This window comes from Methylocystis sp. (genome assembly GCF_046349115.1).
GTDB lineage: Bacteria > Pseudomonadota > Alphaproteobacteria > Rhizobiales > Beijerinckiaceae > Methylocystis.
Genome location: NZ_JAXMCX010000001.1, coordinates 156,506 through 179,423 on the forward strand (window position 1 = coordinate 156,506; position 22,918 = coordinate 179,423).

Annotated in this window: 13 protein-coding genes; 4 read left to right on the forward strand and 9 right to left on the reverse strand. The window is 55.9% G+C overall.

Going from position 1 to position 22,918, the window contains the following annotated elements:
• Nucleotides 1-527: 527 nt before the first annotated feature.
• The 6 genes from wecB to U1E20_RS00770 form a co-directional block, all read right to left on the reverse strand.
• Nucleotides 528-1,739 (reverse strand): non-hydrolyzing UDP-N-acetylglucosamine 2-epimerase, encoded by a 1,212-nt coding sequence (gene wecB / locus U1E20_RS00745; protein ID WP_409978671.1) that lies wholly within the window; start codon nt 1,737-1,739, stop codon nt 528-530.
• A gap of 693 nt (nt 1,740-2,432) precedes the next feature.
• Complete coding sequence (locus U1E20_RS00750; RefSeq protein WP_409978672.1) at nt 2,433-3,515, reverse strand: tyrosine-type recombinase/integrase; 1,083 nt, start codon at nt 3,513-3,515, stop codon at nt 2,433-2,435.
• A 536-nt stretch (nt 3,516-4,051) separates the two neighbouring features.
• On the reverse strand, nt 4,052-4,402 hold the full coding sequence (locus tag U1E20_RS00755; protein ID WP_409978673.1) for an HNH endonuclease: 351 nt from the start codon (nt 4,400-4,402) through the stop codon (nt 4,052-4,054).
• Nucleotides 4,403-4,453: 51 nt separating this feature from the next.
• Nucleotides 4,454-5,020 (reverse strand): transcription termination/antitermination protein NusG, encoded by a 567-nt coding sequence (locus tag U1E20_RS00760; RefSeq protein WP_409978674.1) that lies wholly within the window; start codon nt 5,018-5,020, stop codon nt 4,454-4,456.
• Nucleotides 5,021-5,273: 253 nt separating this feature from the next.
• Nucleotides 5,274-5,471, reverse strand: coding sequence for a hypothetical protein (locus tag U1E20_RS00765; RefSeq protein WP_409978675.1), 198 nt, complete (start codon nt 5,469-5,471; stop codon nt 5,274-5,276).
• Nucleotides 5,440-5,982, reverse strand: a complete 543-nt coding sequence (locus U1E20_RS00770; RefSeq protein WP_409978676.1) for a hypothetical protein — start codon at nt 5,980-5,982, stop codon at nt 5,440-5,442. Before U1E20_RS00770 ends, U1E20_RS00765 begins: the two co-directional genes overlap by 32 nt.
• Nucleotides 5,983-6,448: 466 nt before the next feature.
• Between U1E20_RS00770 and U1E20_RS00775 the strand changes: the two genes are divergently transcribed.
• Nucleotides 6,449-9,124: a tetratricopeptide repeat protein gene (locus tag U1E20_RS00775; RefSeq protein WP_409978677.1), complete on the forward strand. Its 2,676-nt coding sequence runs from the start codon at nt 6,449-6,451 to the stop codon at nt 9,122-9,124.
• A 255-nt stretch (nt 9,125-9,379) separates the two neighbouring features.
• Nucleotides 9,380-12,289, forward strand: a complete 2,910-nt coding sequence (locus tag U1E20_RS00780) for an SUMF1/EgtB/PvdO family nonheme iron enzyme (protein WP_409978678.1) — start codon at nt 9,380-9,382, stop codon at nt 12,287-12,289.
• Nucleotides 12,290-12,439: 150 nt separating this feature from the next.
• On the opposite strand, the gene U1E20_RS00785 is transcribed toward U1E20_RS00780, so the two are convergent.
• Both U1E20_RS00785 and U1E20_RS00790 read right to left on the reverse strand, forming a co-directional pair.
• A complete protein-coding gene (locus tag U1E20_RS00785; protein WP_409978679.1) occupies nt 12,440-13,042 on the reverse strand; it encodes a hypothetical protein in 603 nt (200 codons plus the stop codon).
• 242 nt (nt 13,043-13,284) lie between these two features.
• Nucleotides 13,285-17,184, reverse strand: a complete 3,900-nt coding sequence (locus U1E20_RS00790; protein WP_409978680.1) for a toll/interleukin-1 receptor domain-containing protein — start codon at nt 17,182-17,184, stop codon at nt 13,285-13,287.
• An 85-nt stretch (nt 17,185-17,269) separates the two neighbouring features.
• Between U1E20_RS00790 and U1E20_RS00795 the strand changes: the two genes are divergently transcribed.
• Nucleotides 17,270-18,400: a patatin-like phospholipase family protein gene (locus tag U1E20_RS00795; RefSeq protein WP_409978681.1), complete on the forward strand. Its 1,131-nt coding sequence runs from the start codon at nt 17,270-17,272 to the stop codon at nt 18,398-18,400.
• Nucleotides 18,401-18,831: 431 nt separating this feature from the next.
• Nucleotides 18,832-19,122 carry a hypothetical protein gene (locus U1E20_RS00800; protein WP_409978682.1) on the forward strand — a complete coding sequence of 97 codons (291 nt, stop codon included), beginning with the start codon at nt 18,832-18,834 and terminating at the stop codon, nt 19,120-19,122.
• 119 nt (nt 19,123-19,241) lie between these two features.
• On the opposite strand, the gene U1E20_RS00805 is transcribed toward U1E20_RS00800, so the two are convergent.
• Nucleotides 19,242-22,808, reverse strand: a complete 3,567-nt coding sequence (locus U1E20_RS00805) for a toll/interleukin-1 receptor domain-containing protein (RefSeq protein ID WP_409978683.1) — start codon at nt 22,806-22,808, stop codon at nt 19,242-19,244.
• Nucleotides 22,809-22,918 lie beyond the last annotated feature (110 nt).

Genomic DNA, 22,918 nt, shown 5'->3' on the forward strand with positions numbered 1-22,918 from the left:
CGACTGAGGAATTTTTCCTGCTGTGGGGCTCGCGGCGCGCGAAAAAGCCCGGTCGTGGCCGGCCGGGCTGACGCTGTTACGGATGGACCAAACTCGCGCCGACCCGGTTGGCGTCGACGCATAAGGGTCACGTAAGCGCGGAACCAATGAATGCAACCGCGGCAAAATGACATCGGTCGGCCCTATGCCCTGCCGCTGGCGTGCGCAAGATGGGCGAATCCTACTTCGTTGCAGAGATAGACGGCTGCGCTCGCCTATGTCCATTTCGAAGACGAGCCGACCAGGCGGGCACTTGTCAGTCGCCTATCGGGCGCCGGGGCCAAGGCCGTCGCGCAGACGATCGAAAGGGCGCTGACGGCGGAAGTGGAAGGAGGAGCATATGATTGACGGGTCCGCTCGGTCGCCAGAAGCGGCCAAGCATCGGTCGTCTTTTAGCCCTGCAACTAGCCTGCGCGACAGATTGAGCGCGTCGGACGTTTTTTGCCTGCCTTGCCGCCCAATGCGGCAAGGCTAGACGCTAAAGCCGCCTATGCGGCCGACAAAGTTGCAACGTCGCGCTCTAGTCGCGCGTGCATCGCGAATCTCGCGTGCATGGCGTCGACGATGCGCTTGGCCGCCTGGCCATCGCCGTAAGGAAAAACCGGGACGGACATGCGCGCGTAAACCTCAGGACGGTCGTAAAGCCTCGAGATCGCGTTCAACACCGAGGCGGAGTTGGTGCCGACGACGCGGACCGCTCCGGCGCGAACCGCTTCCGGCCGCTCGGTCGTGTTCCTCAACACGAGGACCGGCTTGCCAAGCGCTGGCGCTTCCTCTTGGAGGCCGCCGCTGTCGGTGACGACGATCCAGCATCTCTTCAGCGCCGCGACCATATCGCCATAGTCAAGCGCCTGCGCGACCACAATTCGCGGATGGCCGCCAAGGATGCGGCGCGCCGGCTCATGCGCGCGGGGATTAGGATGCTCGACGAAAAACACCCCAAGGTCGTCATGCTGGTCGGCGGCGGCTCTTATGCCCTGCAGCGCGTCTTCAAGAGGCGCGCCGAAGCTTTCGCGGCGATGCGCCGTCGCGAGAATGACTCGGGGCAAATTCGGGAACCCTTTCGGGGCTGGCGATTGCCGCGCCGCGGTCTGCAGGAGGGCGTCGATGCCGGTATTGCCGGTGACGAGACAGTCGCCGGCAGGCACGCCTTCGCGCAACAGATTATCGAGCGACGCCCGCGTCGGCGCAAAATGCATGGCCGCAGTCAGCCCCGCGATTCGCCGGTTGAGTTCTTCCGGATAAGGGTCGTCGAGCTTGCCGGTCCGGAGCCCTGCCTCGATATGCATGAAGGGCACGTTCTTGTGGAAGGCGGCGAGCGACACCACTGCAACCGAGGTCGTGTCGCCCTGGGCGATGATGCAGTCAGGTTGAACCTCGTCGATGACGCGATCCATCTCGCCGATCACCATGCCGAAGAGCTCGTTAAGCGAACCGTTTCGACGTTCGAGGCCGAGCCGGCGCGAAGGGCTTACGCCAAAGCTTCTCAGAGCGCCTTCGACGACGTCGGCATGTTGGCCGGTCGTCACCACATAGGGGAACGCCCAGTTCGAACGTTTGAGTTCGGCGATGATCGGCCCCATCTTGATGGCTTCGGGCCGCGTCCCAACGATGCATAAACAGCATAATTTTGATTGGGTTAGCCGAAGTTCGCCTTTCCTTAGTTCATTTTTGTCAGAATTAGCCAAGACGATCTCCAATGGATATCAGGGAGCGCTTCATTTGATCTATTTTGACGCAAGCTTGCGCCGAAATAGGGCAAGAACGACCAGCCAAATATTGTGGATCAATCCTTGTGCCGTCTTTAATCGTTCAATCGCTAGTAAAGAAAAACGGGAACGAAGTGCCTCTCCCGCAGAAACGCGAAACGCCCCGCCGTTACATCCACGGTCGGGGCGCTACGGCGAACTTCTGCCAGCGGGATGACTGCATTTTGGATATGGCTAGTTCTGAGAGCGTTTTTGACGCGGTATCACCAGGCGACCGCGTCGCCCCTCGGTCAGTTCCAGGTTCGCGCGCTCCCTTCGCCTTATCCATGTCTCGAAGCAGCGCGCCGGCCTTGCGCTCCGCGCGCGCCTTGCCCCGCCTCTCGCCAAGTTTCACTTTCTCGGAAACCGTGAAAGCCTACGCCGCAATTCATCCGACCTCATGGCGGCGTGCTCGGCGTTTTCGACGATGCGTTGAGATATTCGCATGGCGACGCCGGCGCGAAGACCGAAAGTAGAGCGCTGTTCAGCGTGGCTTCGCGTTTGGTAGCTATATGGTAGCTATGGCGTCTTTTACGGCTAGAGCGCCGCTATGCAATTCATTGATTTTAATGGTGGGCGGCACAGGGATTGAACCTGTGACCCCTCCCGTGTGAAGGCATCTCTCAATGTTTGTTCATCAATGACTTATGCGCGCGCCTTACCTTTTTCCACGGATTTTCCAGGAATCCTCTTCTTCCCAGTTTCGACCGGCAGTAGGTCCGCGCGTCGGGCCTCTTCCGTTGCGACCACATGCTCGTAGCGGGCAGCGGACTTTTCGTCGGCCCACGCACCGGTCCCGACCAAGCCGCGCGTGTCCAGACCGCCATAGCGGCGCATCCAAGTGCCCCAGGTGTGTCGTAGTACGTGGAATCCGGTTCTAGGCGGCAGTGCAATACCTGCCGACGCGAGGGCCTCATCGAGCCACGTATAGAGCCGGCCGCATTTCCGAAATCGGAAAACCCGCTGCCCTTTGCGATCGAGGCCGCGTGGGTGACTGGCGAGTGTAGCGACGATGACGGGCGGGAGATGGACGCCCCGCGGTTCGCCATTCTTCGTCGTCGGAACATATGCAAAAGCTTCTGCGAGCTCGAGCCGGTCAAGAGTCATGCCGGTGCATTCGCTCAGGCGCATGCCCGTGTAGGCGAGAACACGCAGGAATATGCCGAACTCTAGGTCGCGCGCGTCCGCCGCCTCGAAGAGGGCAAACGCCTGCTCCGGGCGGAGCCAGGTTGTGCGCTTCGAGCCGCGCCAGCCCTTTGGGCGCTTGATCTTTATCTCAACGCCGGCCGACTTCAGCACGGCTGAGATTGGCGTGTAGACTTGCCTGTTCCGCGTCTGCGGCGTCCCGTTTGGAAGGAGCTTCGCCGCCGCTTCGTTGATACCCTCTTGCGTGATCTCTGAGAGGGGCTTCTCGCCGAAATGGGCGATCAACCCAGACCACTGCCCGGTCTCCTCGTCATAACCGCCGATGAAACGACCTTCGCCGCCTGCCTCGAGGTACGCGATGGCCGCGGATAAGAACGTCGGCGTCGGCGCTTTGACCTGTTCTACCGGCTTGGGGGAAAATCGATCACGTTCGATCTGTTCCCGCCGCGCCGCGAGGACCTTGCGCGCGACTGCTTCCCGAGGAGTTCTCGTGCTTTCGTCCACGTAGATTCCGAAGTGGGTTCCTCGGATCGTCCAGTTGGGGCTTTTGCCGGGACGGGGCGGGATGAGCTTGAGGGGCATGGGAGGGCGCTAATGATGTTGGCGAGATCTTCTTCGGTGAAAAGCCGTTTACGGCCTGCCATCTTGCCAAAAGGTCGCCCCCTGAGGAAGCCCTGCAACCAGCGACGGGAGACGTGAAGGAAAGCCGCGACGTCGTCGAGCGTTAGGATAATCGGGGCGCCACGTTGGGTCACGGAAAGGGCTTCAAGGGCTGGCTAGTGCCGACATAAAGCGGATGGCGCGGGAAACCTTCCCAAATAATTCCGAGACAAGAGAGCCCGGTACCGGCGTCGCGCAGCATCCGGCCCGCGCAAACGGCCACGACACGACCATTCGCAGTCGATCGGCATCGCATGCCAATAGCGTGCGCTACGAGTGTGGTGAGCGCGTCGTCGTGCTTGGGTTGATTGGATGGATGTCTTCACGGAGTGCGATGGGAGACCGCGAGTGCAACGCGAAGAGGCTGCTCCCATGGTCTTACCGACGCAAAAAAAAAGTTTTCCAGAATTTCGCGGAATTTTCCCCGAAGCTGGGGGTCCGGTCGCGGGGGAGGCGACCTAAACTTTTGATGGCCCCCCCCCTTTAGCGCGCTCTTCGGCCTGCTTGACGCTGTTGTGATGCGGGTCGCAAAGCGATTGCAGCTCGCCAAACCAGAACAGCTCGTAATCGCCTCGATGCGGAACGATGTGGTCGGCGTGACGCGCGGGGCGAATGACGTCTTCTGCTGCGTACATGCGGCAGAGCGGCTCGATCGTCAGCTGATGCTTCGCGCGTTTGCGCCAGCGCTGCGTTCCATACCAGGCGCGCCATTCCAGTCGGTCGCGCCGTCTCTTCTCATAGTCAGCGTTAGCGTCGGCGCTCGATTGCGCGCGCCAATAGGGCGTTGCCGTTCGCGGCGCTTTCGCCATGTTCGCTTCGCTGCAATGAAAGCTGTCGCACTCTCGCTCGCTTCATGCGAGCTAAGCGCTCTTACGGCGATCCCCGATCGGACGCTGGCAGCGTGGCTCCACAGGATCGACGTGTCCGGCTTCGAAAGTCACAGGCGTCGGACGGCCGAATATGTCGATCTCAATAACGCCGCCGCCGCGCTTGTCAACGTCTGTGATGACGCCGCAATGCTGAGCGAATGGACCAGCGTTCACGCGGCCAATGTCGCCAATGCGCAAAGCGCTCTCAAATTCAATCTGTTTCCCAATATTGGCGCGATAGAATTCAATCAAGGCGTCGGGCACGCGCGCAGGCTCATTCGTGCCTGCATAGCAGAGCCAACCATAGACGCCTCGCGCTTCTCGGATCGCGGCGCGAACCGAATCATTCATGTCGACGCAAACGAAAAGATAGCGACCGAAGCGCGCGACGTGGCGCTTTTCGGTTTTCCGCTTCGCCAGTCTCTTGCCTTCGCGCCTCAACGTCACGCGCACTTCGCGAACAGGACGCGAGACGTTAAAGCCGGCCGCCACCAGAGTGAGCCGCACAAAGGCGTCCTTGACGTCGAAACACTCAATCACATACCAGGCTCTCGCCATCGAACGCTCCAACTGTCCAACCTGTCTAACCTCTCCAACAAAGGTTAGACACCCTAAGCATTTGAAATCACGTCGCTTGTCTAACCTGTCTAACCTGTCCAACCCCTTTTCGCATTTGACGCCATGAAGGGGGTCGCGGCGGAACCCCCAAGAACAGGTCGGACAGGTTAGACAGGTTAGACACCGCCTTTCGTTTCAAGTCGTTGTCGTGGCCAACCTTGCGACGCGAGGTCGGACAGGTCGGCCATTTCAATCATGTCACGTCGTCGCCCTCGCCGTCATCGCTGCGCTCGCGCGGCTCGCCCCAAGGGAATTCCTGCTTCAGCGCCGCCTCGAAAGCGTCGCGACAATCATCGAGCGAAGGGAATTGCAGACACCACACGCGCCGCGTCACCGTCGTCGTCGTGAACGTCTGTTCGTCATAGACTTCGGCGTCTTCCGTCGAGCGCACGCTCTCTGCGCTGGGCACCAGGCGGCGAAGCTGTATGCCGAACTCTGTTTCGGCCGCGCGGCGGCGCACGCCAAGCTTTTTCGACAGTGCGCAGATAGTCGTTGAAGAGCGTCTGATTGGACACCTTGTGCCGCCAGCCGGCGGCGCGATGCGTCTGCGAACCGTCAATGAGGCGACCGAGCCACCAGGCGGTGATCGGATCGAGCGAACGCACCTTCTGTTCGAGCAGCGCCTTGGTCTTCGGAATAACGCGAAGATTGGGCGCTTCCGGCGCGTCTAGAGCCACAGAGAGAAGATCCGCCAAAAGCGCCTCTCGCCCGCCATTGGCGAGTTCGGCGTAAAGATCGGCGAAGCGCTGATGGTCTTCTTTCCATTGATCGGCGACGTCGAACACGGCGAAACGACGTTCGTCCGTGCCGGCCGGCACGACCCAATTTTCGTTCGAAGAGAAGAGCAGCCACCGTCTGCTGCTGGCGTTGAAGCCACCGTGGCTCGGGCCCACTGTCGACAATGGCTCAGCATTCACATGGAACAGAAAATTCGGGAGTGACCCCGCTATAAATTAACGACGTGGATCATGACGCCTGAGATTTTGTGTGTTGATGCCGTGCCGTTTGGACCTGCTTGACCAGTTAGTGACGTACAGGAATCTCCATTCTCGAAGACAAGCGCCCGATTCAGTGGTTGTCCGCATTAAAGGACGATGAACTCGAAGAAGTGAGAAAGGCAAAAGGGCGACGCCCGACCATCTATGCCTGCTAACAGCGGAGCTTCCCTTGCATGGCGGAGTGCCGTCAATCACAGCCACGGCGCCTGTGAAAGGGCGGCCTGAACCAGCACCCTCTTGCAAACTACCGCCGATCCTGCCAAATTAAGGAAAGAAATGGACGGCCAAAGTCGAGTTGCTTTTACGTTCGGTTGGCGTGACTAAATTAAACTGAACTATACTGCAGTTAATAGTCGAGTGGAGGTTAGAATTGCGCGACAATTACAAGATAATGCTGTATTTATGTACTGCTATTTGCTTGCTAGGCTCAGCACAGAAGTGTCGAGGGGTAGAATACACCCTGGGACCTATGTCATTGAGGAAGCCATTATCTAATGACTTACTTGCGCGTTATGCTTGTTTCTCTCGCACGGAGTTCGCAAATGCTATTCAATGCAATTTGAAAAGTTTTCCGCAGGTAACGGCCCGCACTTCTATGGCGGAAACATTAATTGTGTCTTCCGATGGGCAAATATTGTACGCGCACCGGAAAACTTTGCAATCAGGCACCCTCGATCAAATATCAAACAATATTGCCTCTGACATATCTGATGTGTTGGCAGGTATGACGCCAAGGCGCTTCTCGGCAGAGGACGTGACTGTAGCGATCTGGGGCGATGTAAAGTTGGAAGAAATTTCATCTGGTACTGAGGAGTACCGCGAACTTAAAGGCTTGGTCGAACAAAATTATGGTCTGCTCGTCGGAACTGCTGGCGATCTTAAAGCTACAAAGGATCATTACAAACCAGTATATCGCGTTATTGGGGGGGATGGCCTAGTTGTCATTGTTTCTCAAAACGACCAAAGACAGGTGTTAGTGCAGAGACTTATTGTTGCAGCAGGAACGCTGGCGGAAAGGAATTTTAACTCGCAAATACGTCAATTCTTCCTGCGAGATCGTGCATCTCTGGCAAATGATTTTTCGAAATGGCCAGAAGTGGCATTCATGATACGTCGCCTTGCCTTAAACACGACACCGGAAAACGCGAATAGGATTGTTGACGAAACTTTCAGCGCTGCATCAAGCAAAAAATATTATTCACACGTCTGGGCATTTCTTCCGACGAGCGTAATAAAGCACTTGAGCATTGGAACCTATAGAGCCGCCGACATTTTCGGTGAAAAAACAGAATTTCCAGAAATCAGAGACCGGATCATTACGGAGCTGAAACTCAACCCCAAAGAGCCATTTTCAGAATTCTTGCTATACACGCTGGGGCGCTTCGGCGATGGGGTGAAATTCAATTCTAAATCTCCAATACACACAACGCTGGTATATGCGCGGGCGCATTATAATCTTAGAAAAGTGATGTCCGGTGTTTTTGAAAGGATTCGTAAGCCTGATGACAAGCTATTGGTATCCGACAAAATAATTGATTATTCGTATCGCGACAATTCCGAGAAAGAACGTACTTATTTTTACGGGCCAGAAACGGTTGACGAGAAAAATAGAAAACTTGCGAAAAAGGATTTCTTTAGCGGTCACGCGTTCGAATATATGCCAGATTCGAACAATGACTATAAAGACAGCGATCCATCGCTGACACAATTTCTTAACTTCTTTAATCAATTTCCTGAACGCTATGACTCTCGTCCGATTAGTTTTAAGGTTGCAGACTTTGTAGCCTTGACCGACACTTTGTCGTTGCAACTCGAGGAGGTTTTGAAGGATCAAAAATCGCCACATTTTGACGATGCGGCTTATCTTCTGGGTTGGCTCGCGTACCATCGTGGAAACATTGCCGTCGCATTAGACTTTTTTGGATCTGCGGTGGCCCTGATCCCCAAAAACAGTGCACTGGTAGATAGTTATAATGAGCACCTGGACTACGCGCCCATGGCCTTACATGAACTCATTCGCATTTTGCGAACCGTGCCACCCGAAGATGCGATTAATCGGGTTCGGAATAGCGAAGTATTATCCTCCCAATCTCAAGTATGGTACGAAGTTCTAGCTTCCTTCTATCATTCTCACCAATATCATTCTGTTATGGCCGGCGCTCAGCTGGCGCTTGATAATTTTGGTATCAGCATCGAAAATATGCCAGTGACGACTGATCCTGAGCGAATCGCGGCAATCTTTACCAACTTAGGCTTAGCCGGTGACAGGGGACTGCAGGAAATCGTTTATCTCTATCATTCCTCGCGGGAGATCGCACAAGTCGAGAAAATCTTATCAGATTTGGACAATCATTCGCCTTCCTCGATTGCGACAAAACTCAAAGAGGTAATCATAAAATATTCCCTCACCAGAGATTCGGATCTAGAAAAAAAGCCTTTTGACCGAAAACCACATCCTCTGCATAAGGACTTACGACAGAGCCTATTCGTCGTGCAACAATCGCTCGATCTTCTACCAAAAACACCCATATTTTCTAAGTTGCGAGAATGGCTCCATTACGAGCGCATAAGGCTGCTTGCGCAATTTGACCCGATTAAGGTCGATGCTGCTAACGCTGAATTCGAAAACGAGTTTCCCCAATCTTCGCTTTTGGATGACGGTTTGGCTGAGCAAATTTTTGCCGAGGGTGTCATCGTGGGAGACATGGACAAGGCGGCAGAGACGTTCGACAGGCTGCGACGACGGTACCCAGGAGCGAACGCAATTGATAATGCGTATAGTTGGATGGCAATCGGCTGGACTTGTGCTGGGCAGCCAACTAGGGCACGCGAAATTGATCAGGAAGTCGTCCGTCTTTTCCCCTTGACGAGACATGCTCGTTACGCAGGCGAGCGAATGGAGAATCCGGCGGCTTGTAAGAACCTGGAAGAACTTTACCTGTGGGACTATTGGGCTATGCGTTGGCGAGAGCGAAATCGGATCAACACGATTCAAGACTCCCTCTCAGCGAGCGGTATTCGGTCGACACCTTTAAAGCTGAGGTGAAAGCGCGCCCTATGTCCTCCGGACGCGTCGACCTTCTTCGACCAACTAGGAAATCGTTCATTTTGCGAGAGCCTAAGGACTATCGCTGAAGCGCCTTCCCCGTAACAGCGCCGTAGCCTCGATGAAGGCTCGCCGACAGACTCGGCTCTTGCCGCAAACAGGAAATTTCCAATCCACGTGAAACATACGCCCCTTCGCGTTAGCCCGGAAGTGCGGTAAAAGTTACCATACTAATCATGTAATTGGTGGGGGACGATGTCCCGACTTTTCATAAGCCATTCCAGCCGCAATGATGATTGGGCGATAGCTCTGCGCGATTGGTTGCTGGCGGAGGGCTGGGGCGGACGCGACGACATTTTTCTCGATCTCGATCCAGAGCGGGGCATTGCGGCCGGCCAAAAGTGGCAACATGCATTTGCGGATGCGGCGACACGCTGCGAGGTGGTACTATTCATTGTCTCAACGGAATGGCTTGCCTCGCGCTGGTGTCATGACGAATATGAGCTTGCCAACAAATATAATAAAAAGCTCTTTGCATTGCTGATCGATGACTGTCCGCTTGAGAGTTTGCCTGGCGGGCTCACGGCACAGTGGCAAATCGTTCCGCTGAAGGGCGAGCCAGCCGAGCGCTTTGTCGCCGTGCATCCATACACACAACAGCAATGGCCGATTCATATCGCCAAAGCTGGGCTCGCTAAACTCAAGAGCGGCCTGCAGAAGGCGGGCATAGGACCCGAGAATTTCGATCTTCAGCGAGAGGAGACTGGCCCATTTGGGTGGCGTTCGCCCTATCGTGGACTTGAGGCGCTAGAGCCTGAGGATGCCGCGGTATTTTTCGGCCGTAGCGCCGACCTCATCCGCGGCATGGACGCGTTGCGTGGTCTCGCCACACGTGGCCCCCCGCGGGTAGCGGTGATCCTCGGCGCCTCCGGGGCCGGCAAATCGTCGTTTTTGCGCGCGGGGCTCTGGCCACGGCTATTGCGCGATGACGCTCAATGGCTGCCGCTAAAGACGATTCGGGCAGGTCGCGGCGGCGCGGTCGAAGGACAGGAAGGCCTGCTCACCGCTCTGCAGGATGTGCATCAACGATTCGCGCTTCGGGCTAGCCGCAGTCAGTTGCGTGAGCGGCTGCGAGGCGCCGATGAGTTCGTCAGTCTCCTGCGTGAGCTGCGGCAGGTTGCCTCAAAACGGGCCCTCTTGACGGCGCCACCGCTCCCGTTGCCGGTGATCTGCCTCGATCAGGGCGAGGAATTCTTTGGGACCGATGCCGAGGATGAAAGTGAGCGGCTGCTTTGCCTTGCGCGTGCTGCAAGCGAAGCGGATGAAGCGCTAATCCTCGCCACCATCCGATCAGATGCGTATAGCCGGATGCAGAATGCAAAGGCTTTTGCAGGGATCGACCAGGTACCGCTCAGCCTCGGACCAGTACCGCAGGGCGAGATCGCCAGCGTCATTCGTGAGCCTGCACAAATCCTGCGTCGCAAAGTAGGGTCCGACGCACCGGTTTTTGATGCGGCTGTAGTGGAAAAGCTTCAGATCGAGGTCGAGGGCGAGCGCGACGCGCTGCCGCTGCTCGCCTTTGTGTTGCAACGGCTCATGCGCGAGCACGCCGGCGAAAGCGTTATCGGACTTTCGCAGATCCATCAGTCCGGCGGGCTCGCTGAAGCAATAGAATTGGAAGCCCAGGCGGCATTTTGCGATGCCGGCTATACGGACAGCCATGTCAAACGTCGCGAGGCACTGCGGAAGCTATTCGTGCCGCCGCTTGTGCGCATCAATCGCGACAACAAAACAGCCCAAAGGCACGTAGCATCACAGACCGAATTGCCGGTCGAACTGTTGCCTCTCGCTCGCGCGCTGACCGAGCGGCGGCTCTTAGTGGTGCGGGCGACCTTTCCGGCGGGGAATGGTGCTATCGGCGACGCCACCAACGTCGACAGCACCGCAAGCGGGCCCGACCGCCCAAAAGGTTCCACGATCGAGGTGGCGCACGAGGCCCTGCTGCGCCATTGGAAGATGTTGGCGGAGATTCTTGGCGAGGATCGAGACGCCCTGCTGCTGCTCGACAGCGTGGTGCTTGCGGCCGCCGACTGGGCGAAGGCTGAAGATTTGCGTAAGTCGGATTTTCTTGTCCATCGCGGGTCGAGATTGACCGATGCTCAGGCGCTTGGCCTTCGCGGCGCCAACTGGGCTCGCGAAATCGCCCCAGCGCAGACATATTTGGCAGCTTGCAAGGAGCGCGAGAGCGCCGAAAGATGGTCAAAGCGCCGCTCTCGTATGACAGTTAGCGCATTATTGGCTGTCATCGGTGTTGGAGGATTAGCCGTGCTGAATTTTGATCGGCTGCGAATTGCTTCATATTGGTTTTTTAACGTACGTAATTTTGTGAAGTCCGCAGCTCAGGACCGAATTTTACTTGAAAAGCGGACGCCGTTTACGGAATGTCGCGATTGTCCAGAGATGATTTTTGTTTCGGCTGGCGCATTGCGCCGTGGCGGACCTCTTCGTGGGAGCCCCGATCCAAATAGAGAATCTCCTCTCACGAATGTCGAGATAGGGAGGAGTTTTGCTGTATCGATTACTGAGATCACGTTTTCGCAGTGGGATGTTTGCGCCAACCATGGCGCATGCAGGTCAAATGTTTCCGCAGGGGAATGGGGAAGAGGGAACCAACCGGTAATTCGGGTGTCCTGGGCAGATGCACAGAATTATGTCAAGTGGATCTCGAATTTGACTGGGAAGCGATACCGATTGCTTTCCGAAGCTGAGTGGGAGTACGCGGCGAGAGGAGGCCGGGAGACGAGCTACTCCTTCCCCGACGCTAATATCGATCAATACGCGTGGCATGCCGGCAATTCAGAGGGTAAGCCTCATGAAGTTGGAAGGTTAAAGCCCAATCCCTATGGGCTCAAAGATATGCACGGAAACGTAGCCGAATGGGTGGAAGATTGCTTTCACGAAAACTACGAGGACGCGCCGCTTACCGAAATGGCATGGACGACGGGCCGGTATTGTAATCGCCGTGTGGTTCGAGGCGGCAATTGGCTATCTGATGTCAAAGCATTGCGCTCCGCCAGTCGCGATTGGCACCCAATCAATGATGACGGCAGTGATCAAATAGGATTTCGGGTGGTGCGGGAAGTCAGTGTGTCCGGCGGGCGTTGAGGAGTGAGATCGTGGCGAGCGCGTCATGGGGCGGCGAACCCGGTATTATGGCGCAAACGCCACAAGCGGTTTAGCGACCACATCGCCACGTCTTAGAAAGAGAGGCGATGACTCGGAGTCGCGTGCTTGTTCGGAGCAGCGCGTTGCGCGTTAATATTTCTTCACATAGTGATGGGGAACCAACAAAGTGACGAAAGTCACTGGACTGCCCAAGATTGGATCTTCTCCAATCCACTGAACACAATATATCTTCTCTCGATATTCCCCCAAAAAGTCCTCGTATCCAATTATTCCATAGACCCAGAGCGATGCCTTCCTCTCTCGGACAGCATCTCTCTGTTCCCTGCTCAGTTGGAAATTAGCGCAGAAGATTCGTCCGGAAACATCGTCCGGTCTCAGAACCGTGTCAGGAGCAAATGGGAAGAACGCCTGACAATCCGGTTCCGCGGGCAACCCGAAAGAAACTCGCCATTCGACACACTGCATTATAAGCCTTGTGGGAGTCCTCCCGACATTTTTAAAATGCAGGTCGAGACCGCAAAATTCCCTCAAATCAAGGCCGCCGTCGACAACACCTCCGTTTACGGAATGAACATTTTTCAATCCGATCAAAAAGATTTGCTTCAGTTCGAGAGAGGCCAACGCCACCCCGATGGCGGCCTTGGCCTGCAGCGTGGCCGCTTCGGCGGCGGCTAAAGCCGCGCCAGCGGATTCCTTGGCGATGGCGATTTGCTTCTCGCCCGCTTTCCACAACTTGTCGGTGGGAATCGGTGACTTTCAGCCGACAACCGAAGATCGGTGCCCAGCATTCAGTTCCATCCTCTTGGCACTGATGGCCTTGGGGAGAGGTGGTCGGGATGTTCATGCCAATCTCTTTTTGGGTCCATATCCAAATTTGACGGCGTAAGTTGGAATGCAACGAACGCGTGAGTTGTATGTTTATGGCATTCCGCGTTGTGCAATAAACATGCGACTACGTGCGTCGGCAGGACAATCTATCGAAATGATGATGGCCAGCAGGGTGAGCGCTTAAAGTCTTTCGGCGAGGGCGGTCGACAGTCGGCGGAAAGCAGCGCGTCTGCGAGCGCGGTAAGCTCACTCAGAGGGGGCATGACGAAAGCTCTCGTCCACCGCCCATGTTCCGCGACGACGATTTCGGAGCTTTTCGTAAAAGTTGCACCGAGATATTTATAATCGGAGCCGAGATCGAACCACAGCTGCTTGCTCGGCAAGGCATAGAGCCAGCCTTGATAAATGGCGCCGCTGACGTGTTCCTCGAACAGCAGTCGTCTTTGCTCCGCGTCGAACTCGGCATAGACGATAGGGTTATCGGCGCGAAAAACCTCCTCGCTTTGCCACGCATGGTCTTTCGTCCTTCTCCAGAGAAGCACTTGGTTGCTGAAGTCCGTTGTTGAGAAAGTCTCGCCGGCGGCGTCCGCAAAGAAGGCCGAGGAGACGTTCTTGATCTGTATAGATGCGACTTCGGTGCCTGCGAGGTCACCCGTCGCGAGGACCTTCGAGAAATCGAAAATTTTCACATTGTCGTCTTTGGAGACAAGCAGCTTTCGCCAATCTGAGGATATTTCCGCACAGGCATCGTCGGCACCCAATCGGATTACCATTTCGCCAGCTGGTCCTGTCACGCGCAGCTCACTCAAGTTGTCCGACTTTTCGAAAGCGATCGACCGACCATCTGGCATGGACACCGTGTTCACGGAATTGACGTATGACCACCCGGCACAATTGCTGCGTCGACGGATTTCGGCACCCTCTTCGGTACCGATTAAAGATTTGGTTGTATCGGACAGCTTTCCGATCTGCGGTGCCGCGTCGAGATTATGAACGATGATGCGGCCGGTCGCTGCTTCGACGACCGCCAATTGATCACGCCCGATCAGGCGAGCATGTTCGACCATCCTTGGATGTCGATAACTCAAAACTAGTTCGCCTCCGCCGCCCTCAAGGTCGATAACATAGACACTGCGATTGACGACGACCGCGACGCGCTCGGAATCGTCTCGCGCCGCAGTCCAGGAAGTCTTGCCTTTCGGCACATTGCCCTCCGTCAGTTGTTCGAGCATTTCTCTAATGTCGACTTTCTTGCCGTTCTGGCGAATGAGTTCATCGGATCGAAAGTCTCCGCCGCTGCTGGAGTACGTGTATGTAAGAATAAATTTCTCGCCAAAGTCGCGGCAGGAATCCAAATGTGGGGATTGATCCGGATTCACTGCTTTTTTCGCCTGCGGCGACAATTTGGCGACGCAGTCGCGAAGGTTTGAATCGTCCGACGAATAGTTTGCGCCGGGAGTGTTCGGGGCATCCAAGATTCGGTCGACCACCCGGCGCTCCCCTCCCCGCTCATTGATGCGCTCGATCTGAAAATTCTCCCGGACGATTATGTAGTCATTTCCGCCCGCGACGAGACTGGCTTGGATAATAGGTCTGTCTTCGGGCTGGCCTTTGACGAGGCGGCGTGCGTCGATCGAATCCGTTAATGTCCAAATATCATTCGTAGCAGGATCGACGAGCAGCAGCGCGTCTTTGGTTTCGAACACTTTCATGTTTGGGAACATTCGGCGCGTCTCGATCTTCGCCCTCTTTTCTATGGCTCGCGTCAAGGCGATGCGGATTTCGTCCGGCACCGAAGCGTCGTCGAAGACGCGCGCGGCGTCGAGCATTAGCAGTAGCGACTGGTCCAGCGCCCCGTCTTGAGTTAGGGACTGCGCGAGATTAGCGGCCAACACGGCCGAGCGCTGTTCGGTCTTCACCGCTTGGCTCAAACCGAAAACCGCCGCGCCTGTGGCCACAAGCAAAAGCGCGCCCGCTGCGATCAACCCCATACGCGTGCGCTGAGCGGTTCGCCCCTGTTCCTCGGCAACCTTCCGCTGTTCTTCAGCGACCCTCCGTTGCTCTTCGGCAAGCCTCTTGGCCGCTTCCAGTTCGCGGTATTTCTTTTCATCCTCGCTGACGCGACAGGCTTGTAGATAGGCCTGTTCGATGGGCGTGACAAAGCGTGCAAAGTCGGCGCGTTCACGCAAGCGCTCGGTATCCTCCAGTCGCCCGGCTGAATGCGTGAGCCAGTTGTCAGATTTGTCGTGACCCTCCCAATCTCGTGCCGCCTGCTGAACACCGCCAAGCGTGAGAAGAGCAGCTGTATCTTCCTTCAGCCACTCTCGTAGCTCTCTCCACTGGCGCAACAGCGCCTCATGCGCCGGTTCGATAGTGGTTTGGCTCTTCCCGTTTTCCGTTACCTCATCGGTCGTAAGCAGGCGCGCCTCAACAAGACAGTTGACAAGACCTCGCGTCTCGGACGGGATCTCCGACAACCGCGCTACACGCCGGCGCGGCGTTCGCGTGTCAGGATCGACTACTGCGAGTGCAGGTATCATCGCGCGGCGCAGTAACACGAGTCGCTCGTCTGGGTCCTTTGTAATCGTCGGATCTGCGTCACTCGCCCTCAGCGCGTTTTCGATCGCCGCCTTGATCGATCCGCTGATGCCGCCCAATTGCTGATATTCACCCAGCCGAAGATCGCCGTCAGAGCCATATTCGCGATAGAGCCGTTCCAAGGTGAAGGCGAGCAAGGGCAGCGCGTCCTTACCGCCGCCTTCCTCGATGTCACTGAGAAGCCGCGCAGTTAGGGCTGGATCAAGCGTCAGCTTGCGCTTGCTGCTCTGCAGCCGTTGAACCGGCCCTTCGATAATCGTTTGAAAAGCGCCGCGCGGCATTGGCGGGAGGGGAAAAGCCTCCTGCCGAACCCCTTCCAGCTCCTTCGCCGTCTGCAGGCGCTCATAAGAATCGGAGCGGATTGTGAACAGGATGATGATATTTGGCGCGCCTGTGATCGCCAGTTCCTTTAACAAAACGAGAAAGAACCGTGCCTCTTCTGCGCCCTCAGCCAAAAACAGCTCCTCTCCCTGGTCGATCGAAAGAACCAGCGAGGGCGGGATGGAGGAAGCCGCGTCATTCAGGCTTGGGCCGCGCACCTTGTCTGTAAGCCGCGCGAGCAGCGTGAACGTCTTGGAAGCGCCGTCATTGATCGCCTCTGCGATCTCCGCGCGGTTGAGAGGATGTCCTTGGCCTTTGAATGCTTCTTCGATCGCGCGGATCAATCCTGTCGCGCCGCTAATAACAGCCCGTTCCGGACGGATTATTGGCAGCGGCAGAAAATGCGTATCGTCTCGCTTCAATCTCGGAATGAGGCCTGCGCGCAAGAACGAAGACTTGCCCGCGCCTGACGCCCCCTGAATGACCAGCAGTCGCGGCGGCGCCGCCTCCCACAGCCCTCTTAATCTGTCGAGCGCAAGCACCGTCGGCGCTTCCCGGCCAAAAAAAATGCCGGCATCCTCTGGCTCCAAGGGCCGCAACCCCGGATAGGGCGAGCGATCCTGATCATCCTTCGGCGGCCACTCAAAATAGCGAGCGTCAAGACCAGCCCGCATGAGACCAGATCGCAATTGATTTAGACCGTACCTCGCAAATCGCACCGTAGCAGTCTTATCGCCCGGCGGTAGGACGACCGAAATTTCGTAGTCGCGTTCGCCGTCGGTTAAGTCGACAACCTGCCATTCGGCCGTCATCTCGACTGGCATGGCGTCGAAATTCGTCGGCTCTATGATTGCAGCGAAGATTCTCTTGTTTAGGCTCTTGGCGAGGAGGAACTCGGCCAAGCACCACTTCGACGCGGCCCAGGCTGGCGAGACAAGAAAGATCACCAATTCGCAGCGCTCAGCCGCCTGTTTTAAGGCCTCCTGCCAACGCTGGCCTGCTGTCAGCCCGCGTTCCGGATCAAGGTCAAGAAATATGTCCTCCCAGCCTTGGGAGATCATCCAATCGCGAACGCCGATGGCCTCCGCATTATTGGCGCTCGAATGACTTATGAAAATGCGAGACATGCGCGCCTCACGCTATGACCTAGTCAGCGCATTCGAATGAAGCTAATTTATCGCAAGTTTCGGTTGTTGCAATTAAGTAGCGCCAATGTCCCTACGCGACCGCATTTTTTCCCCTGGCCCCAAAAAGCTTCTCGCCATCGACGGCGGCGGTATTCGCGGTGTTCTCGCGCTGGAAATATTGGCTAAGATCGAAGCCATTTTTTCTAAAGGGCGAGAGAATTACGTTTTGGCCGACGACTTCGACTATATCGCCGGCACAAGCACGGGCGGTATTATCGCTGCGGGGCTTTCATATGGAAAAAGCGTTTCTGAGCTGATGAAGTTCTATAACGATTCGGGTCCGAAGATGTTTGAGAAAGAGTGGCTGCTCAAGCGTCTCTATGCCGATTTCAAAAGCGAACCTCTTGCGCAGAAATTGAAGGAGGTCTTCGGGGCCGACACAACATTGGGCTCCGATAAGCTTCGCACCTTGTTGCTGCTCGTTGTGCGCAATGCAACAACGGACTCGCCCTGGCCGATATCTAACAATCCCTTTGCTAAATATAACGATCCCAAACGCAAAAACTGCAATCTCAATATTCCGCTGTGGCAATTGGTTCGCGCCAGCACGGCGGCACCGACCTACTTTCCCCCGGAGGCGATCGAGATCGGCGACAAAATCCATCTCTTCGTCGACGGCGGCATGACCGTCTATAACAATCCTGCGTTTCAGATGGTGTTGATGGCTACGCTGGATCGTTACTGGCCGCTGGCGCCGGAGGGCAAGCGCGGCTGGGTGACGGGCGAGAAGGATATGCTTGTAGTCTCGGTTGGCACCGGGCTAGCACCGATCGCCAACGAAGCTTTGACCGCCGCCAACATGCACCTCCTCTATAACGCCAACAATGTTCCAGCGGCGCTAATGAACGCAGCGCAATTCGAGCAAGACATGCTTTGCCGGGTGTTTGGCAAATGTCTTTGCGGCGATGGGCTCGATCGCGAGCTCAATGACATGATCGGCGCCTCGGGGCTCATTCCCGAGAAGCGGTTTACCTATGCGCGCTACAACGCCGAATTGTCGAAGGCAGGCCTTGAGAGACTTGGTTGCGGACATATCGATCCAGCGTCAATCAGCGATCTCGCCGCAGTGTCGACAATTTCCCAGCTGCGCGAAGTCGGCAAAGCGTGCGCCGAGCAGCACGTGAAAGCAACGCATTTCGAGGAGTTCTTAACCTGAACTCGCTCTTAGCGCTCTTGCTTACCCATCGGCAATTCCGGCTTGCATCAGCCGCAAGCCTCATGCCGCGACCTTGAACGCAGCGCCACAACCTCGCCGTCTTCGTCAAAGCCGCCATAGTCCGCATACTAGAGCACGTTTGTGATTTACCGATTCTGACGGGGATTTCCGAACCGGCCCGAGCATGATTTTTTCCTCACGATAGCGGCGGTGCCGCGTCTACATAATCCTCTTCCAACCTCTTCCGAGGAAGCATCCGGCAAATTGCGCTTGACTGATCCGGCTTGCAATGTAGAGAAAATACGGGATATGGCGTTTGGCAACGTCCTAGCGGGTTAAATTTGGAGCGCACAATGAGGCTAATTTCCTCGCTTATATGCATAATAGTATTGAGCACTCCAACATTAGCTCAGTATAAATCAGATTTGCCATTGTCTAAGGGAGTAGAGGTTGTTGTCGACACCTATGACCAAAAAACCAGAACATTCGCGGTCTATTCGGCACGTTTCCCATGCGAGGGGCACAGCTACGTGTTACCGGAAGCGTTACAAGCTGCGTTTTCATCAGTTAATTTGGTTCAGCTCAAGCGCGATCCAAAAAGTATGATCGGCAAACAGTTCGTTACGACCGCGGAGTTGAAGACGATCACAGACCCGGATGTGACGAAAAACCACGACGCGCAATACGAGACGAGCGCCCTCCGCAAAATCTGCTCGCAGTAGGCTGAGCACTTACCAATTCCCGATAATCCGTGTTCAAATATTTTGACTTTCTCGGCCTTCAAGAAGAGGTCGGCCCGGGGTCCGCTTCGCATTTCCGAGTCACACAAGACTTGCTGTGCTTATCTTTGTAAACGCTCGTGATCACGATAGCGTGTGGAGAGTTTTATATTCTGCTGATCACCGGTGCTTGGCAGGATGAGCTTTGCTGCAATGCGTGCCGCTGCCAAGAACGGATTGCTTGAAGTCGATCCCTCGGACAAGGCCGACAGTTCGCCTATTTCGGCAAGAGGCAGGCGGCGCGCCAAATTCGCCCGCTGTGCCAAAACTCGATAGTAAGACTGCTCTGACTCTTGCGGGAAGCGCGCTCCATAGGCACGAGCAGTTCGATTCAACAGCGTGAACGCGCTCCGCTTATCGAGCTCGATTGAGCAGTCGGACCCACCGATCCAATATAATTCACCCGCCTCTGCATCGCTTTTCGCGCCGCTGGTTACATAGGGCTCGCCGTTTTCCAGGATCTGACAAGATGTTCCACGTTTGCGGGGGGGCCCTTGTTTATTGTCGTTCGAGTCTGGATTGAGATCTGCAACCCGCTGAATACCGAACTCTCGCAGCTGCGCCGCAGTCATCGCCTGCGACATTGAGCTTTGCAAGTATCCGATAAGAGCCTGGACACTCGGTACTCCCTCCCAGACACGCAAATTCCCGCTAACACTCGCGGTAACAATCGTCGTCGCAAGAATCGAGGCTGCTGTGATCTCTCCGTCCTCGCCCTGGAACACTTGCAGGGTCTCGCCAGATGCGAAGTCCCATAGCCGCGCGCTCCCGTCGCTTGAACCTGTCAATATTTGCGTTCCATCGGCATTGAGCGACATCGTACTGATTGATCCCTCATGCCCTACGAGCGTCCGCATAAGTTTGCCCGTGTGGATGTTCCATATTCGTGCTGTACCGTCATCTGATGCAGAAATGGCCCACTGGCTATCCGGTGTCACCCTTAACGCCGTGACGCGTTTTGAGTGCCCCGTCAACACATGCAGGAGGTGCCCACTCTGGGCATCCCATACGCGCACTGTCCGATCATCTGACGCTGAAACTACGCGAGCGCCATCAGGCGTAAACGCTACTGACAGCACCGGGCCCTCGTGGCCTTTGAGACGATGAATTAAGCTCCCGCTGTCAGATCTCCATATGGCGATCTCGCCGTTATATGGCAACGTAAAAATAAATCGCTCATCGAAGTTGAAACCAGCGTCGGAAATCGGCTGCTCGTGACCGCCAAGCGTGAAGAGCAACTGGCCAGTTTGGCTGTCCCAAAGACGTGCGGTACCGTCCTCTGAGGCGGTCACAATCTTTGTGCCGTCGCGACTGTAATGCACCGCCCAGACGGTAGCTGTATGTCCCTTTAGCACGGCCACGTTAGCCAAGCTTACCGTATCCCATACCCTTGCTGTATGATCTTCCGAAGCTGTAACGAGCCGTGCCCCATCTGGACTATAGCCCACCGCGAGAATAGCGCCTTCGTGCCCGCGAATAGCTTGGGCCTTTTCCCCGGCAGTAAGATCCCAGACTTCCGCCACCCCGTCATCACCTACGACCGCGACGCTCTTACCACGTGGGGAATGTGCTAACGAGACAATCTTCTTCCTAAAACCGCCAAGGGTTCTCACAAGCCCTTGCGGCTCAATGCCCCAAACTCTGGCGATGGGGTCGAACTCTTCACACGCGTCGTGACTGCAAACCCGAGCATGGGGCAACGACGATGCGCTGATGACATGCCTGTTGTCACGACTAATATCGAGTGAATGCACAGGTGCCCTGTGACCTCGCATCACCCGGATGCTACCACCGGTCTCAATATCCCACTGCCGCACGGTTGTATCGTCGGACGCTGTCCAAACCCGCGTATCACTATGGCTGAAGATCGCCCTGTAAACGGCACCAGAATGACCTCGAAACGTCTGGATTTCCCGACCCGTCTCTACGTCCCAAAGTCGAGCAGTCGCATCAAATGATGCCGTTAGAAGCCTATTTCCATCCGCGCTAAACTTAGCATCGTATATAGGACCCGTATGTCCTCTAAAAGTCTGCATGAGACGGCCATCTTTCGCGCTCCATAGATACGCTTCCCACGGATAATCATAACCATCATAAGAGCGAACGATCTCTGGCCTTTTATTCTCATCGAATATCATCACCCGATCGTGCGCTGTTGCCAAGACCTCGTTCTTCCCAGGACGGAAGCTCGCGATGCGTACGCCGAAACCAGAGTTGGCTTTTCTCCGAACCACAGGAATGTGCGTAGACAGAATACCCGTTTGCACGTCCCAAACATTCAACCACCCATCATCCCCTCCACTAACTATCAGCTGCCCAGATTCATCAAACGAGAAAGCTTCACCGGCCTCCTTCAGGACCCGAACGCTCTCTCCGTCAGTAACTTTCCAAATGTGAATTGTGCCTCCGTAGATGGCTGCGGCGCAGAGACTGCCCTCGGGACTAAACCGTATTGATTGCACTTCACTAACGTCACCCGCCAACACACGCAGCGTTTCACCGGTTTTGGCATCTGATAACCGTGCCACACCACCAAAACCATCATCCCATGCGCTTGCGATGCGCCTTCCGTCAGGACTGAATGCAGCCACCTTTGCTTTGTCTGGAAGGACGAGTAACCTCTGCCCAGTCAAAGCGTTCCATACAGCAGCGGCTCCATCTTCGGAGACTGTCAGAACGCGGTACCCGTCGGGGCTTAAGACCGTTAATTTCAAAGGTGATTCGCTGCCAACAAGAAGGGCTTTGAGGTGATCGTAGCGGAGGATTTCTGCCCCCACGGCTATGTTTCCCGGCACGAGTGGGTGACTGCCGACAGCCTCGGTAGCCTGGGTAAACGCCCACTTCGCTAAGTCAACGTCGCTTTCCTTAACGGCGTTTTCTGCACGCGCACCAAAATAGCGAGCTTTCTGTTCCTGAGCGAGCTGCGTCCGACTTTCCGCTTGCGACCACTGCCAGACGGCTAGTCCCGATAGAAACAGCGCACCAGAAGTAACTCCAAGTGCGGCGCTGATCCATCGTCTTTGCCTTCTTGTTGCCGCCTGATGACTCGCTAAGAGGAGATCAAGTACTTCCTGTGCAGGAGCAGGCGCTTTTGCCGGTCTAAGGGCCTTCCAACGTTCGGCGTCTGCCAGCGCTCCGCGCGAAAGCAGAAGTGCCGGCGTTCGTTTTTTTGTCAGCCACTCGGTCGCACGATCTTGAAGGCGCGACGCTTCCTTGAGCCAACTACGGTCCGTCTCCAGTACTTGTACCAGTGCGTCGAGGTCGCGGCCGAGATTGAATACGCCCTCCACCGGCAAGATATGGATCTCTCCGAGTTGACGGGGCAGCATCTCGCGAGCCGTTGGACCAACCATCACTGGCACAAGGCGTTTGCTACGCTTCGTAACTTCATCAAGCTCCCAGTTTACCCAGCTCGAATGCACGGAAGCATAGCTGATAAGCCAGATAACGGTGTCAGAAAGTCGGATGAACTCCGCAAGCTCCCCTTGCCATTTTTCGCCAAAGGGCAAGTCGCGCCTATCAATCGTTACTTCAAAGCCGCGACTAATAAGAGCTCCCACAAGTGCATCAGCGGCTAAAGCATCGCGCCGCGAATATGAAATAAAAATCTTGAGCTTTTCTAGTGGCATGTCTTCGCTAATGTCCCCGCACAACGCGCTACTCGAACGAGGCCAGCAGTAATTCAAATGATACGTCGAGAGGGATATTTTGCAATAACTTCGGACCGCTTTGTGCCGCA